Annotated in this window: 16 protein-coding genes; 7 read left to right on the plus strand and 9 right to left on the minus strand. The window is 33.4% G+C overall.

From position 1 onward, the window contains the following. Positions 1–30 precede the first annotated feature (30 nt). The 3 genes from HYN56_RS07500 to HYN56_RS07510 form a co-directional block, all read right to left on the minus strand. Positions 31–975: an energy transducer TonB gene (locus HYN56_RS07500; protein ID WP_109191607.1), complete on the minus strand. Its 945-nt coding sequence runs from the start codon at positions 973–975 to the stop codon at positions 31–33. A gap of 95 nt (positions 976–1,070) precedes the next feature. After that, positions 1,071–1,766: a toxin-antitoxin system YwqK family antitoxin gene (locus HYN56_RS07505; RefSeq protein ID WP_109191608.1), complete on the minus strand. Its 696-nt coding sequence runs from the start codon at positions 1,764–1,766 to the stop codon at positions 1,071–1,073. A 34-nt stretch (positions 1,767–1,800) separates the two neighbouring features. Then, a complete protein-coding gene (locus HYN56_RS07510) occupies positions 1,801–2,256 on the minus strand; it encodes a GAF domain-containing protein (RefSeq protein WP_109191609.1) in 456 nt (151 codons plus the stop codon). A gap of 71 nt (positions 2,257–2,327) precedes the next feature. On the opposite strand from HYN56_RS07510, the gene xrtF reads away from it, so the two are divergent. The 6 genes from xrtF (at position 2,328) to HYN56_RS07540 (ending at position 7,098) form a co-directional block, all read left to right on the plus strand. After that, positions 2,328–2,864, plus strand: a complete 537-nt coding sequence (gene xrtF, locus HYN56_RS07515; RefSeq protein ID WP_109191610.1) for an exosortase family protein XrtF — start codon at positions 2,328–2,330, stop codon at positions 2,862–2,864. Beyond that, the gene (locus tag HYN56_RS07520) at positions 2,854–3,300 is read left to right on the plus strand and encodes an exosortase F system-associated membrane protein (protein ID WP_109191611.1); all 447 of its coding nucleotides are present in this window, start codon (positions 2,854–2,856) and stop codon (positions 3,298–3,300) included. Before xrtF ends, HYN56_RS07520 begins: the two co-directional genes overlap by 11 nt. Positions 3,301–3,347: 47 nt before the next feature. Further along, on the plus strand, positions 3,348–3,746 hold the full coding sequence (locus HYN56_RS07525) for an HYC_CC_PP family protein (protein WP_109191612.1): 399 nt from the start codon (positions 3,348–3,350) through the stop codon (positions 3,744–3,746). A gap of 121 nt (positions 3,747–3,867) precedes the next feature. Continuing rightward, positions 3,868–5,874 (plus strand): TonB-dependent receptor plug domain-containing protein, encoded by a 2,007-nt coding sequence (locus tag HYN56_RS07530; RefSeq protein ID WP_109191613.1) that lies wholly within the window; start codon positions 3,868–3,870, stop codon positions 5,872–5,874. 67 nt (positions 5,875–5,941) lie between these two features. After that, on the plus strand, positions 5,942–6,283 hold the full coding sequence (locus HYN56_RS07535; protein ID WP_109191614.1) for a heavy-metal-associated domain-containing protein: 342 nt from the start codon (positions 5,942–5,944) through the stop codon (positions 6,281–6,283). 134 nt (positions 6,284–6,417) lie between these two features. Continuing rightward, positions 6,418–7,098 carry a DedA family protein gene (locus tag HYN56_RS07540; RefSeq protein WP_109191615.1) on the plus strand — a complete coding sequence of 227 codons (681 nt, stop codon included), beginning with the start codon at positions 6,418–6,420 and terminating at the stop codon, positions 7,096–7,098. Between the two features lie 158 nt (positions 7,099–7,256). On the opposite strand, the gene rodA is transcribed toward HYN56_RS07540, so the two are convergent. From rodA to purH, 6 genes are all read right to left on the minus strand, one after another. After that, positions 7,257–8,492: a rod shape-determining protein RodA gene (gene rodA, locus HYN56_RS07545; RefSeq protein ID WP_109191616.1), complete on the minus strand. Its 1,236-nt coding sequence runs from the start codon at positions 8,490–8,492 to the stop codon at positions 7,257–7,259. Positions 8,493–8,507: 15 nt separating this feature from the next. Beyond that, positions 8,508–10,481: a penicillin-binding protein 2 gene (gene mrdA, locus HYN56_RS07550; RefSeq protein ID WP_109191617.1), complete on the minus strand. Its 1,974-nt coding sequence runs from the start codon at positions 10,479–10,481 to the stop codon at positions 8,508–8,510. Then, positions 10,478–10,984, minus strand: coding sequence for a rod shape-determining protein MreD (locus HYN56_RS07555; RefSeq protein WP_109191618.1), 507 nt, complete (start codon positions 10,982–10,984; stop codon positions 10,478–10,480). Before HYN56_RS07555 ends, mrdA begins: the two co-directional genes overlap by 4 nt. Continuing rightward, on the minus strand, positions 10,977–11,807 hold the full coding sequence (gene mreC, locus HYN56_RS07560) for a rod shape-determining protein MreC (protein WP_109191619.1): 831 nt from the start codon (positions 11,805–11,807) through the stop codon (positions 10,977–10,979). Before mreC ends, HYN56_RS07555 begins: the two co-directional genes overlap by 8 nt. Before the next feature lie 110 nt (positions 11,808–11,917). Next, positions 11,918–12,946, minus strand: coding sequence for a rod shape-determining protein (locus tag HYN56_RS07565; protein ID WP_008466528.1), 1,029 nt, complete (start codon positions 12,944–12,946; stop codon positions 11,918–11,920). Positions 12,947–13,002: 56 nt separating this feature from the next. Continuing rightward, positions 13,003–14,529, minus strand: a complete 1,527-nt coding sequence (gene purH / locus HYN56_RS07570; RefSeq protein WP_109191620.1) for a bifunctional phosphoribosylaminoimidazolecarboxamide formyltransferase/IMP cyclohydrolase — start codon at positions 14,527–14,529, stop codon at positions 13,003–13,005. Between the two features lie 165 nt (positions 14,530–14,694). Here purH and HYN56_RS07575 point away from each other — a divergent pair, with 165 nt between their 5' ends. Beyond that, positions 14,695–15,942: an ABC transporter permease gene (locus HYN56_RS07575; protein ID WP_109191621.1), complete on the plus strand. Its 1,248-nt coding sequence runs from the start codon at positions 14,695–14,697 to the stop codon at positions 15,940–15,942. Positions 15,943–16,042 lie beyond the last annotated feature (100 nt).

Here is a 16,042-nt window from a genome sequence, read left to right on the forward strand (position 1 = left end):
GGTACTTTTTTTAAGTTTAAATTTCTATTTTTATTTTGCCATTATGGTTATTGGCAATTTATAAAGAGCTCTTACAGGAATTCCCCTGTTCTTGCCGGGATTCCATTTTTGGGCTTCTTTAATCAATTGTATGGCATTTTCATCGATACCATAACCAACGCCTTTTATTACTGTTGGCTCTACCAGATTCCCTTCTTCATCTACTATAAAGGTCATGTAAATTTTTCCGGAAACTTTTCTGGCTTCAAAAGGAATACGCATTGATTTCCCAATATAACTGTAGAACGAACTTATTCCATTTTTAGGGCTTGGCTGAAGGTATTTTGTACCATACGAATGTTTTGTATTTAAAGAGTCGGTAGTAATTCCAGAAATTAATTTTCCTTTTTTGTAAATTTCAATAAAGCTGGATTTTCTCTTGAAATCACTTCCTTTCCATGTGCCTTCTGGTTCACCATTTTTTATTTCTCCCGCTTCTTCGCTATTTTCGCTTTTATAGGAGTATTGTCCATTTCCATCTGTCACAATTTGTTCTTTTTCAGGGTTCCAAAAGTTAATTATTTTGCCCTCAACTATGCCTTCTTTATCTTCAGGATAGTCAATTTCAGATTTTATATTTCCATTTTCGTACCAGCTAAATTCTTTTCCGGATTTTTTTGAATTAACATAGTTGACAGTGTATTTTTTATTCCCGTTTTCATAGTAAGAGACAGCTTGTCCCTCAATTTTCATAATATCTCGGTCTGTTGTAGTAGCAATAAATTTTATTTTTCCAGATTTGTAATAGTCCTTATAAACGTAAGTTTTTTTATCAGAATAGTATTCTTCAATAAGTCTGGTGTACTTATAATTTTCCTGAGTACTTGGTACCCACATAGAATCTAAGTAAATTAGCTTATTAGCAGTTACAGCGTTTTGTGAAAATGCTTTTGTAGATAGTAAAACTAAAAATAAAATACGTAAAATTTGTTTCATAGGAGGATTGGAAATAAAAATTAGGCCAAAGTAATATTTTGAATACAAATAAACAAGGGGTTGAGTTTAACAAATCAAGAAAATTTTAGAGTTGGTTATTTTGACTTCGAAGTCTTCTTCCCGGATTGTTTTTCACTCAAAGAAGAGTAAGTAGTTTTTACGTTGTTGGCATCTATACTGACTCCGGAAATTAGAATTCCTTTATCATAACTATCGGTAAAGGAAATATCTTTGGACACGTCATTTCCTTGCCAAATACCTTGTTTTAAGCCGTTTTTTATTTCACCTTTTTGAGATATAGAACCTTCAGTTTCTTCATATTCTCCGTTTCCGTCAGTTACGGTTTGGGTTTTATCTTCCTTCCAGTAATTAAGAATCAGGGTTTGCGACTTTTTTGTTTTCGGATCCCAGAAATTTTGCTTCTCTGACTTCTTGTTTTGGTTTTCGTACCAGTTAATTTCTTTTCCGGATTTATGATCGTCAAGATAATTGATAACAGATTCTTTTGTTCCGTTTTTGTAATAACAAATAAATTCTCCGTCCTTTTTCAGGATATCTCTGTCCAGAGTTGAGCCGGTCATTTTCTTCCTTCCATTTTTGTAGAAATCAGTAATGACATATCTGGCACTTTTTTGAGAATAATTGGTTATTACTCTTGTGTAACTGTAATCTGGGGAAGTGGTTTCCCTATTTAATGAGTCAAGGAAAATCTTTTTCGAGACCATGTTAATCTGTGCGGATAGACCAGTTGAAATGATAACAAAAAGTAATATATAGATGTTTTTTTTCATTCTGGTCTATTTTTTTGTACTAAAAATAGGGCTTCTAGAATAATTTAGCAACCTCCTGATTTACGAATTCTAAAAATCTTTCATCAGCTTCCGTAAACGGATCAATAACATGACTGTCAATATCGATCTGACCAATATTTACTCCATTTACAAAAAGTGGTACTACGATTTCAGATTTAACGGTTAAGCTACAAGCGATATAATTATCCTGAGCTTTAACATCAGGGACTACAAAATTGGCATTGCTTTCTGCGACCTGTCCGCAGATTCCTTTTCCAAAAGGGATAACCGTATGATCTGTTTCTGCCCCAACATAAGGACCTAAGTGAAGTGTTTTACTTTCGTGGTTGGCAAAATAAAAACCTACCCAATTATAGTAATCTACATTTTCGTTTAATAATTGGCAGATAGCTAGTAGTTTTTCATCTCTAACTTTATTGTTATCAGATACTATAGCGCTTATTTTTGGTTGTAATTCTTGAAATGTCATGATTTGAAAATTTTATACAAAAGTATTTAAAGCTAAACTCAAAAAATACATAAATTTGAAAAAAAAATCTCTTGAAGAAATATTTCGTCCAGTTTAAACCGTTTTTGATTTTCGTAGGGATCTTTTTCTTGACGTACATTGTTCTGACATTACTTTATAAATTCTATCTCAATAGTTTTGAAGCACATGATCTTGATAATATAACTGTAGTTGTTAGCAAGAACACAGAACAATTATTGCAGCTTTTTAATTACGATATAATTGTTCAGAAAAGTGCTCAAAATCCGTGGATGAAAGTTTCTCTCAATGGTAAATTTTTAGCTCTTATAACAGAAGGATGCAATGCAGTTAGTGTTATGATTCTTTTTGTTTCTTTTGTGGCTGCTTTTTCGGGAAAACTAAAACAAACCTTACTGTTTATATTATTTGGAGTTTTTTCTCTTTACATCCTGAACGTTATTAGAATTGCAGTACTAACAGTTCTTTTGTTTAATTTTCCGGAACAAAACCATTTCCTTCACGGAGTTGTATTTCCGTTGATTATTTACGGATATGTATTTGTTTTGTGGATTTTCTGGATCAATAGATTTTCAAAATATGCTCGATAACTTAAAAGAAAATAAACTTCAGATTTTTATTGCGGTAATCGTAATACTGTGTTTCGCTCTCGTAAGAAGTCTTGAGACGCAATTATTTTATGATCCTTTTTTGAATTATTTTAAAGGTGATTTTGCAAATAAACCTTTTCCGAAATTTGATAGTCTAAAACTCTTTTTTGGACTTTTTTTTCGTTATTTCCTGAATTCTGTTTTATCTCTGCTACTAATTTATGTATTGTTTCAGAATCGGGATATTCTTAAATTCAGTTTTATTGTCTACGGTTTTTTTCTGGTACTATTGTTAGGAGCATTTTTTATAATTCTGGAATTTTTTCCTGATTCGGTCTGGTTGCTTTTTTATGTGCGACGATTTGTAATTCAGCCTGTTTTAGTATTACTTTTTATTCCCGGATTTTATTATCAGCTTCAACAATCTAAAAAATAACATTTATTTTGGTTTTTTTATCGGCAGTTTTTGAATAGTTTTGCAGTATGAATTTAAAAAAGTGTACAGGACTATTTCTAGCATTCCTATTATTGGTTTCCAATATTGGGTTTGCTCTTGATGTACACTATTGCGGCGGAAAAATCGCTTCTATTTCTTTAAATACAACTTCAAAACCTGTAGTGGAAAAGAAATGTTGCGGTTCTAAAGAAAAAAAGAATTCCTGCTGTAAAGATAAACACGTTCAGATTGAGAAAAAATCAGATAATGCAACGCTTAAGTTTTTCTTTTTTCAATTTGATTTTCCAGCAGTTCAGCAAGATTACAAACCTTTAGTATTTTTAGAACTTCCGGGTTTTAAAAAGAAAGAAGCCCTTTCTTATTACGCTGATGCAAATGCGCCCCCCTTATTCAAATTATACCATCAGTATATTTTCTATTCCTGATTTTAATGTTTTAAGATAAAATGCAAGCCTTAGTTTGGGCTTTGCGTTTACATTTTTATTGTTTTTTGTTTTCGAACAAAGATTAAAAATGTAATTCTATTCAACATTAAAATCATTTTTTATGCAAAAAAATATAATGCTTTTTATGGCATTTTTGCTTTCTGTTGCTGCTTTTTCGCAAGAAGATTTAGAGGAAGTAAAAATCAATAAAAAACAAAAAGGAATTAAAAAATCCTTCACCGTAACAGCCAATACATCTGTTATTACCAGTAAAGAATTACTAAAAGCGGCCTGCTGTAATCTGGCAGAAAGTTTTGAGACCAATCCATCCATCGATGTTAATTTTTCGGATGCTTTAACGGGAACTAAGCAAATTAAAATGCTTGGATTAACCAGTCCGTATTTAATGATTACAGAAGAAAATATTCCTTCTGTACGTGGCGCTTCACAAGCTTACGGACTATCATTTACTCCTGGAACATGGATTGAAAGTGTTCAGATTACCAAAGGAGCAGGAAGTGTTATCAATGGTTACGAAAGTATTTCGGGGCAGATCAATACAGAACTTTTAAAACCATTAAACGATATTCCTTTCTTTCTGAATGCTTATGGCTCAACTGATTCCCGATTCGAATTAAATACGCATTTCAATAAAAAGATATCTGATAAATGGGCCACAAGTTTATTTGTTCACGGAAATGCACGTGTAGCAAAAAACGATATGAATAATGACGGATTTTTGGATAATCCGTTAGGAAAGCAAATCAATGTTTTGAATCGTTACCAATATTACAATCCGGAAAGCGGTTTGGTTAGTTTTATCAATTTCAGATATATGAATGATAAAAAACAAACTGGAGAAGTGGATTTTGATAAAGATCACGATCGCGGGACAACTAATTATTGGGGTTCTGAAATTAATACAGAACGTTTCGATATTTCAACCAAAATTGGATATGTATTCAAGGATATGCCATATCAGAGTATTGGTTTTCAAAATGCCTTTAATAGTCATAAACAAGATTCCTATTTTGGCTTAAATCTTTACGATATCAGACAAAATAGTTTTTATTCTAATTTGATTTTCAATTCAATCATCAATAATACGATGCACAAGTTTACAACGGGTTTAAACTTTACTTACGATCAGTATCAAGAGTTTGTAAATGTTGTGGATTACAGCAGAATCGATAATTCGGTTGGAGCATTTTTTGAATATACTTATGATAATACAGATAACTTTAGCTTGATTTTAGGCGGAAGGGTTGATAATCATAATCGTTTAGGTTTCTTTGTAACACCAAGATTACACATGAGATATAATCCGTGGAAAAATGGTGTGATTCGTTTTTCGGCTGGAAGAGGAAAGCGTACGGCTAATATTTTTGCCGAAAACCAACAGCTTTTTGCCAGTTCAAGAACTTTTTCAATTTTAGATTCGAGTGGAAAAGTATACGGTTTGAATCCGGAAATTGCTTGGAACTATGGAATTAGTTTTTCTCAGAAATTCAAGATTTTTGGTAAAAATGCTGACGCCGGTTTTGACTTCTACAGAACCGATTTCCAAAATCAGGCTGTTGTAGATGTAATGCAGAGTCCACAGCAGGTTTTGTTTTATGATTTAAAAGGAAGTTCTTTTGCAAATAGTCTTCAGGTAGAATTTAATTATGAATTGATTCATAATTTAAATTTGAGAACAGCTTATAAATATTACGATATCCAAACGGATTATTTGAGAGGTTCGTTTCAGCGTCCGTTACAGGCAAAACATCGTTTCTTAGGAAATCTGGAATACGAAACCACTTTAAATGATGATAAGCAATGGAGGTTTGATTTTACTTATAACTGGTCAGGAAAACAGCAATTGCCGTATACGGCTTCAAATCCTGAGGAAGATCAATTTCCTGATTTTTCTCCTGCTTATGCTGTTATGAATGCACAGGTAACTCGTGTTTTTTCTTCTGTTTTTGAAGTGTACATTGGAGGAGAAAATATTGGAAACTATAAACAGAAAAAAGCAATTTTAGGAGCAGAGAATCCTTTTGGACCTAATTTTGATGCGTCTGTTGCATATGCGCCAATTTTTGGACAAATGTATTATGCAGGATTACGATTTAAGATCAAATAACAATTTCAATAAAAATTTCAATATCAATATAAAATTTCAATTTTAATAACAATAAATATTTAATAACATGAATAAATTACTTTTAATAGCAATGATTGCTTTTTTTGGTTTTTCGGTGCAGGCTCAAACTAAAAAGAACAAAAATTTAAAATACACAACTGAAGTAAACGGTAACTGTGAGCAGTGTAAAAAACGTATTGAAAAAGCGGCTTATGGTGTTCCTGGAGTTAAAATGGCTACATGGGATATTAGTTCTCATCAGCTTGCGGTTATTCTAAACGAAGAAAAAGCTTCTCCTTTGGATTTAAATAAAGCAGTTGCAAAAGCAGGTCATGATACTAAAGAGATTAAAGCGACAACTGAAGATTATGACAATCTTCATAGCTGCTGCAAGTATGTGAGAGAATAATTATAACTAAAAGCCCGGACCTATGTCCGGGCTTTTTTTAATAGTTAATTTATGTTTAAAATACTGCATTTTATTGCGGTTGAGGTAAATTATTGTTACTTTCACAAACTTATAAAAATAACCAATCTCATTTTATGAATAATTTTGAATGGACCCAGTTACTAAACCCTGAATTTTATATTACTTTAAGCGTCGGTGGTTTTCAAATTGGGTTGTTTATTGTGCTGTTTATAGTCTTTGCTGAAACGGGACTTTTTGCAGGTTTCTTTCTGCCTGGAGACAGTTTGCTTTTTTTAGCTGGTATTTATAGTCGTGATTTAATTGAGAATGTTGTTCATATTCCAAATGATTTTATTAATGTGTTTCTTCTTTCAACAGCCGTAGCAATAATGGGGGTTTTAGGAAACATGACCGGATATTGGTTTGGAGCCAAAAGTGGTTATTATTTATTTAAAAAAGAAGATACTTTTTGGTTTAAGAAAAAATACCTGCTTCAGTCAAAAGATTTCTTTGAGAAATATGGTGGAAAAGCAATCATTTATGCTCGTTTCCTTCCAATTTTCAGAACATTCGCTCCGATAGTTGCAGGAATAGTTTCGATGGACAAAAAGAAGTTTATGTTTTATAATATCTTAAGTTCTTTCCTTTGGTCGTTCATCTTAATCTTTGCAGGACATTATTTGTATGGTGTCTTCCTGAAACAAGGAATAGATTTGAAAAAACACATAGAATATATCATTATAATAATCATCATAATATCAACATTCCCGGTCTTATTAAAGCTTTTAAAAAAGAGACCAAACGAACAGATATAATTAAAGAAATAAAAAAATCCGAAGCTTAAACTTCGGATTTTTTTTATGGTATATTTTCTTATTTTATAATTAATTAGAGCTTATCGGTTAAAAATCCCCGTAGCAAGCAAAGTTCAGCTTGGAATTTGGAATTTTTTAAGAATTGAATCTTTTCTAAATTACCATTCATTTACTTTGTTGGCATCCATTTTAAGGAAAATGAACAACAATATTGTAAATCCCCAAAGTCCGGATCCTCCGTAAGAAAAGAAGGGAAGAGGAACCCCAATTGTAGGGAAAATTCCAATTACCATGGCAATGTTTACAAAGAAGTGTATAAAGAGAATCCCTGCAACACAATAACCATAGACCCGGCTGAATTTTGTTTTTTGCCTTTCGGCCAAATAAATAACTCTAAGAAGCAATGACACAAAAAGTACAATAACGGTCAAAGAGCCTGCAAATCCCCATTCTTCGCCCACAGTTGTAAAGATATAATCGGTATGTTGTTCCGGAACAAAGCCTCCTTTGGTTTGTGTTCCTTCTAGGAAGCCTTTTCCAATCCATCCTCCGGATCCAATCGCAATTTCAGACTGATTGGTATTATACCCAATACCTTTCATGTCGACTGTTTTTCCCAATAAAATATTGAAACGGTCTCTATGGTGTTGTTTAAAGACGTTATCGAAAACATAATCAACAGAGAAAACAAAACCGGAAATTAAAGCTAATAAGATAGCGCTTAATAACAGATTTCTGTCAACAACTCTTCCTTTGAAATAGATAATTGCCAAAACCACAAAGGCTATAATAATAACTACATAAGGTTCCAGGACTAATGTAAGAACGAAAAGTACAATGGTAATAAAAGCTGTCCATACATACCAGGAAGGTAGTCCTTCTCTATATAAAACCAAAAGAAAGACACTGTAAATTAAAGCACTTCCAGGATCTGGTTGTGGTAGAATCAACATTACGGGCAAAAGCATAATTGCTAAAGCCTGAATCTGTCTGTTGGTTTCTTTCAGGTTAATTTGTGTGTCACTTAAGTATTTAGCTAAAGCTAATGACGTTGCAGCTTTGGCAAACTCCGAAGGCTGTAAAGTAAAACTTCCTATAGCATACCAGCATCGCTGTCCGGCAATTGTTTTTCCAAAAATAAACAGTCCTGCCAGCGATAATAGTGAAACTCCAAAGATAATACTGGCGTATTTTTCGTAAAATTTACCATCAACAAAAAGTACAACAAATATCAAAGGAATTGTACAGCCAATGAAAATAAGCTGTTTTTGATAAGTTCCATCTGTTGATAATAGGGAAGACGAATAAATATTCAGCCAACCTAAAACTACCAGCGCAATGTAGATAAAGACACTTATCCAGTCAATATTATTTTTTACACTTTGATTTTTCATTTGAAATACTCTCTCTTAGTTTTTCTTAGTAGTGTCTACTGCTGTTTTTTTAATTTCCGTTTTTGGCGTTACTGTAACAGGCGCTTTTGGTTTTATAATTTTTGCTTGTAAAACAGAATCTTTTGGTACCGATTCGATTTTGCTCGCTTCATTCATTCCGCCTAATTTTGCATATTCAGCAACTAAGCTTTTATTTAATACTCTCGTTTCTAAGTCGGTTCTTGTAATTTTGTTTCTTAGATATTTTTCAATCATTAAACTCGCAATCGGACCCGCGACTGTTGCTCCAAAACCTCCGTTTTCAATCATAACGGCAATCGCAATTTTCGGATTATCTTTTGGTGCGAAAGCAACAAAAATAGAGTGGTCTTTAAGCTTTTCTCTTTTTCCGTTTATTTTGGCATAGTTCTCTGCTGTTCCTGTTTTTCCGCAAATATCAATTCCTTCTACTCGAAGCGCGTAAGCCGTACCTTTATTATAAACATCAAATAATCCACTGATAACCGGCGGGAAATATTTTTGATCAATGGTAGTGACATGCTTTGTAGTGAACTTTTCGTCTATTTTCTCCCCTTCAATCTTTTTAATGATATGAGGTGTATAGTAATATCCTTGATTGGCTACAGTCGCCATCATATTGGCTAACTGAATAGGAGTCATCAAAACCTCTCCCTGGCCAATTGCATTCGATACAATGGTTGAACTTCTCCATCCTCCGTTAGGATAAATCCTTTTGTAGGTTTTAGAAGTCGGAATATTTCCTCTTTTTCCGGTAGGCAAATCATATCCCATAAACTGTCCTAATCCAAAACTTTTTACGTGACCGCTCCAAACATCAACAGCTTGCCCCGGATCTTTATATTTATTGATGGTAAGCATGTAAGCTTGACCGAAATAAGTATTACAGGAATTGTAAATTCCGTTATGTAATTGATGTGGTCCAAAACCGTGGCATTTCATAAAACGACCTCCACCATAACTAAAACCGTGATGGCACATAAAAGTCGTTTGTTCGTTTACAACGCCTTCCTGAAGTGCAATCAAACCAGTCAAAATCTTAAAAGGAGAGCCTGGAGGATATTCGGCCAGCAATCCTCTGTCGTACAGTGGTTTTGCTATAGAATCATTATATAAAAGCGTATAGTTTTTAGACCTTTGTCTTCCCACTAAAATTCCGGGATCGTAAGATGGAGCGGTAACAAGTGCTAAAATTTCACCAGTTTTTGGCTCAATCGCAACGATTCCACCTCTTTTATTAATCATTAATTCCTCGCCATATTTTTGAAGTTCGGCATCAATAGTTAAATTGATATCTTCTCCGGCAACGGCAATCGTATCATATCGCCCTTCTTTATAAGAACCAATTTCTCTGTTATATTTGTCTTTTTGAATGTATTTAACGCCTTTAATACCGCGCAATATTTCTTCATAACTTTCTTCTACGCCTTGTCTTCCAATCAAATCTCCACTGTTATAGTATGGATTTTTTGCAATTTGATTTTCATTTACCTGGGTAATAGAACCAAAAATATTAGCTCCATAATCTACTTCATAATCGCGAAGAGATCTTTTTTGGAAATAGAAACCATCATATTTTCTGATTTTTTCCTGAAAAGCAGCAAATTCATTCTTATTCAATTGTGATAAAAATACAGATGGAAGTCTTGGGCTGTACACTTTTGCTTTTTCAATACGCTTATGATAGTCTTCCTCAGTAATGTTCAAAAGTGCACAGAATTCTGCAATATTTAAATCTTTTTTTACCTCTCTTGGGATAACCATGATGTCATAAGAAGCCTGATTAGCCACAAGAAGTTTCCCGTGTCTATCGTAGATGTAGCCTCTTTCAGGATAGTCGTAGACTTTTTTTATCGCATTACTTTCTGATTTCAGTTTGAAGGAATCGTCAATAATTTGCAGGTAAAAGATCCTAATCACTAGCAAAGATGCTGCAATAATAATTATAGTGGGCAGCAGAACTTTTCTCATCGTTTATTGGGCTTAATAAGATAAATTATTATTATGGAGGTGATTATAGTAAATATTGAGCTAAATAAGGTTCGGAGTAAAATATCCCAGATGAATTTGAATTGAAATGCTTCAAGCACAAACAATACAATATGGTGCATTAAAACCGAGACCAGAATAAATGAAAATCGCTCTGGTGTTAAAGATTCGTTTAATTTTATAGTTTGGTATTCGTAACTAAGTCCGAACGAAAACTTGAAAATATAGGGTCTGTAATAAGCCAGAATTACACACGCAGTTGCGTGTATTCCTCCGGAATTACAAAACATATCCATCATTAATCCAAGTAAAAAGCTAGAGATTATAAGGCCTGCTTTATTACTGTTTACAGGGTATAAAATGATATATAAGATATACGGAAAAGGACTTATGTATCCTAAGAAATTCATATTGTTGAAAATAACAATCTGAATTGCCAGCAGCATAATAAATCGAAAAATATTTACCAACAAAGCGCTATTCATCTTTCTCTTTGCTTTTGTTTTCTAAATTAATAAGTTCTTCTCTTCCTTTACTTTTAATGATATAAACGTGTCCTAAATTGGTCATGTCGTTAAACAATTTCACTTTTATAACATAAAAACTAGTACCTTCTTTTTTGTACACTATGTCTACTGTTCCAATATTAATTCCTTCAGGGAAAATTACAGATTGACCACCGGTAACAATAGTGTCACCTTTTCTGATAGAAGCTAATCTAGGCACATCTTCTAATTGTACATATCCTGTGCTTTTTCCATTCCATGTTAAAGAACCAAAATGATTTGATTTTTTAATCTTCGCATTAATATGCGATTTCATGTTCAGAATGCTAACAACAGTCGAGTAGTTTGGTGACGTATTATCAATAACTCCAACAATTCCTAAACTGTTGATTACTCCCATATCTTGCTTAACTCCATCTTTACTTCCGGAGTTTAAAGTGATATAATTTTCGTGAGTATTATAGGAGTTATGAATAACCTTAGATACAATAATATCCGAAGGTTTTACACCTTTTATACTGTCTGGTGTAGGTGGTTTTGTAGTGTCTTCTTTGTTGAATAAAAGACTTTTTAATCTTGCGTTCTCAAGTACAAGTTCGTCGTTTTCTGCTCTTAAATTCAAGTATTCATTTACACGATTGATTCTTTCGTAAACACCGCCACTTAAAAAATTAGCAGAACTGATTACTCTGCTTCTGTGAAAGGAATGTGATTGAATTGTGAGTCCTAACGATATACCTAAAAGCAGCAAAAACAGCAATCGATTACTGTTTCTTATAATGAAATTAAATATTTGCTGCATTTCTTGTCTGGTTATTTTGTTTCAGGATATGCTTTATGGTTTCAAGTTTTATAAGGATCAAATATTGAAAATTTGATCCTTATAAAGTAAATTGATTGTTATTTTGAATCTTATTTGATTAAGATACTTTTAAATTTTGCAATGTTTTTAAGAGCCATTCCGGTACCGCGAACAACAGCTCTTAATGGATCTTCTGCAATATAAACTGGTAAATCTGTTTTTTGAGAGATACGTTTGTCAAGACCTCTCAACATAGATCCTCCACCAGCTAAATAAATACCAGTGTTATAAATATCGGCAGCTAACTCAGGCGGAGTCTGAGATAATGTTTCCATTACCGCATCTTCAATACGCTGAATAGATTTGTCTAATGCTTTTGCAATCTCACGGTAAGAAACATCTACTTGTTTTGGTTTCCCTGTAAGCAAATCTCTACCCTGAACTGACATATCTTCTGGCGGACCATCTAAATCTTCGATAGCAGCTCCAATTTGAATTTTGATTTTCTCAGCAGTACTTTCTCCAACAAATAAGTTGTGCTGTGTACGCATGTAATAAACGATGTCATTTGTGAAAACGTCACCTGCAATTTTTACAGATTTGTCACATACAATTCCACCTAAAGCGATAACAGCGATTTCAGTAGTACCACCTCCGATATCTACGATCATGTTTCCTTTTGGTTGCATGATATCGATTCCAATACCGATTGCAGCGGCCATTGGTTCGTGAATCAAATAAACTTCTTTTCCGTTTACACGCTCACAAGATTCTTTTACAGCACGCATTTCAACCTCTGTAATTCCGGACGGAATACAAACTACCATTCTTAAAGCTGGAGTAAACATTCTCTTTTTTAATGCAGGAATGCTTTTAATGAACATGTTGATCATTTTTTCCGAAGCATCAAAATCGGCAATTACACCATCTTTCAAAGGCCTTATGGTCTTGATATTTTCATGTGTTTTACCTTGCATCATGTTGGCTTCTTTACCAACAGCGATGATTTTGCCTGAAACTCTGTCGCGTGCTACGATAGAGGGGCTGTCAATAACAACTTTATCATTATGAATGATTAAAGTGTTTGCGGTACCAAGGTCTATTGCAATATCCTCGGTCATGAAATCAAAAAATCCCATAAGTTTTTTAGGGGTTTAAAATGTTATAAATTATTTATCGAACAAAGTTAAACAAATTAATGTTTAAAATGACGAGTTCCAGTAAATACCATTGCAAGATTATTTTCATTGCAATAATTTATGCTTAATTCGTCTTTTATCGAACCTCCTGGCTGAATTACAGCAGTTATTCCTGCTTTTTTGGCTAATTCTACACAGTCCGGAAATGGGAAAAATGCATCACTTGCCATCGAAGCTCCATTTAAGTCAAATCCAAATGCTTTTGCTTTGTCAACTGCCTGAATTAAAGCATCAACTCTTGAAGTCTGACCTGTACCGGATGAAATCAATGTTCCGTTCTTTGCAAATACGATTGTGTTTGATTTTGTATTCTTGCAGATTTTAGAAGCAAAGATCAAATCTTCGATCTCCTGAGCAGTAGGTTCTGTAATGGTAACGGTTTTTAAATGCTCTTTATTATCCGTAATATTATTTCTGTCCTGAATTAACAAACCATTAAGACAAGTTCTTACTTGACGAGCTGGTAATTCTACTTCGTTTTGAACTAAAATAATACGATTTTTCTTCTCTTGTAAAACGGTAACAGCCTCATCATCATAAGCTGGAGCGATTACCACTTCGCAGAATAATTTGTTGATTTCCTGAGCTGTTTCTAAATCAATTTTAGTATTAGAAATTAACACTCCTCCAAATGCTGAAGTAGGATCACAAGCCAAAGCTGCTAAATAAGCTTCACTGATTGTTTTTCTTGAAGCTAAACCACAAGCGTTGTTGTGTTTTAGAATAGCAAATGTTGGTCCGTCAGTTTTGAACTCAGCGATTAAGTTAACTGCAGCATCAACATCAAGCAAATTGTTGTATGATAATTCTTTTCCGTGAAGTTTATTGAACATTGCATCAAAATCTCCAAAGAAGAATCCTTTTTGATGAGGGTTTTCACCATATCTTAAAACCTGACCATTTGCAATGCTTTCTTTGTAAATAGTCTCGTCTGTGTTGAAATAATTAAAAATTGCTCCATCATAGTGAGATGAAACATGGAATGCTTTAGTAGCAAACAATCTTCTGTTTTCTAAAGTTGTTGCTCCATTTTGCTCTGTAATCAAATCTAAAAGTAAGCTGTACTCATTTACCGAAGCAACAATTACAGTGTCTTTGAAGTTTTTAGCACCTGCACGAATTAATGAAATACCACCGATATCAATTTTCTCAATAATGTCTTGTTCGCTTGCTCCCGAAGCAACCGTTTTTTCGAAAGGATATAAATCAACAATCACTAAATCAATTTGAGGAATGTCAAATTCTTTCATTTGCTGAACATCGCTTTCATTATCCTGGCGGTTCAAAATTCCACCAAAGATTTTAGGGTGTAATGTTTTTACTCTTCCACCAAGAATTTCAGGGAAAGAAGTAATATCTTCAACAGGAACTACCGGAATACCAAGGTTTTTGATGAAATCTTCAGTTCCTCCAGTTGAATAAAGTGTTACATTTTGTTCGTGTAATTTTCTAACAATTGGTTCTAATCCATCTTTAGAAAAAACAGAAATTAATGCCGATTGTATTTTTTTTGTTGTGCTCATTGTGTAGTTATGATTTTGAGACTGCAAAAGTAGTTTTTTTATATGTTATTTTAAAAAAAAATCATGTAACAAAATGCCAAAAAAATCTACTGATGAGTAAGTTAACTTTTATTAGGTTTTTGATTTTAAATTATTGAATTTTACTTTATTGAAAAATATAAAAATATGCTTGTTTATTTAAGATTGTTAAAAGAAAGTCTAAGCTTTGCTATCAATGCTTTGCGAAATAATAAATTACGTACGTTGTTGTCGCTTTTGGGTGTAACAATTGGTATTTTTTCAATTATCGCTGTTTTGGCTGCTGTTGATTCTCTTGACAAAAAAATCTCTAAAGATTTGAGCAGTTTAGATAAAAATACGATTTATTTAATGAAATTCTGCTTTGGTCCATCTGAAATTCCACAATGGAAAAGAGAGCAGTTTCCAAACGTAAAATACGATGAATATATCGGTTTAAAAAATTCAATGAATGATACGGATCAGGTAGGATATCAGCTTTTCGTAAATAGAGAAACTTTGAAATACGATTCCAAAACAGTCAGTGATGTAAATATTATTCCTGCGTCAAGCGAAATGGTCGATATTGACGGATTAAGTTTTGATAAAGGAAGATTTTACAACGAATCAGAATCTAATTCAGGAACCGCAGTTATTGTTTTGGGTTATGACATTGCAGAAGGACTTTTTGGAGCAACTGATCCGCTTGGGAAAAATATTCGTTTATACGGTCAGCGTTTTACCGTAATTGGAGTTATCGCCAAACAAGGTGCCGGTTTTTTTGGAGACAGTAATGATACTTCGGTTTATCTTCCGGCTAATTTTCTGCGACGAATGTATGGAGACAGTGATGCTATGACTCCGGTGATTGTTTTAAAACCGGTGAAAGGTGTCGATATGGATGCTTACAAAGCGGAAATTGCACAAAAACTGCGTGCTATACGTGGGATAAAAGCAGGGGAAATGGATAATTTTTTCATTAATGTGCTTTCCGGATTTACGGACTTTATTGATGGTATTTTGGGGCAAATGAATTTCGTAGGCTGGATTATTAGTGGATTTTCTCTTTTGGTTGGTGGTTTCGGAATTGCTAATATTATGTTTGTTTCAGTAAAAGAAAGAACCAATCTTATCGGAATTCAAAAGTCATTAGGAGCGAAAAACAAATTTATCTTATTTCAATTTTTGTTTGAAGCTATAATTTTATCTGTTATTGGTGGAATTATCGGTCTTTTGATGGTTTGGGGAATTGCCATTGGTTTAACAAAATTACTGGACTTTGAATTTGTATTAAGTTTGAAAAATATTCTCTTAGGAACTGGCTTGGCGGCTTTGATTGGTTTGGTTTCCGGAATTCTTCCTGCGATTTCTGCTGCGAATCTTGATCCTGTTGAGGCGATTAGAACAGGGATGTAGTTTTTTTTAAGATACTAAGATTCTTAGATACTGAGTTGCTAAGTTTTGTTTAATAAAATTCCGTAGGAATGAATCATTTTGCAGCAACGGATTTTTAATC

It is taken from the genome of Flavobacterium crocinum (assembly GCF_003122385.1).
GTDB lineage: Bacteria > Bacteroidota > Bacteroidia > Flavobacteriales > Flavobacteriaceae > Flavobacterium > Flavobacterium crocinum.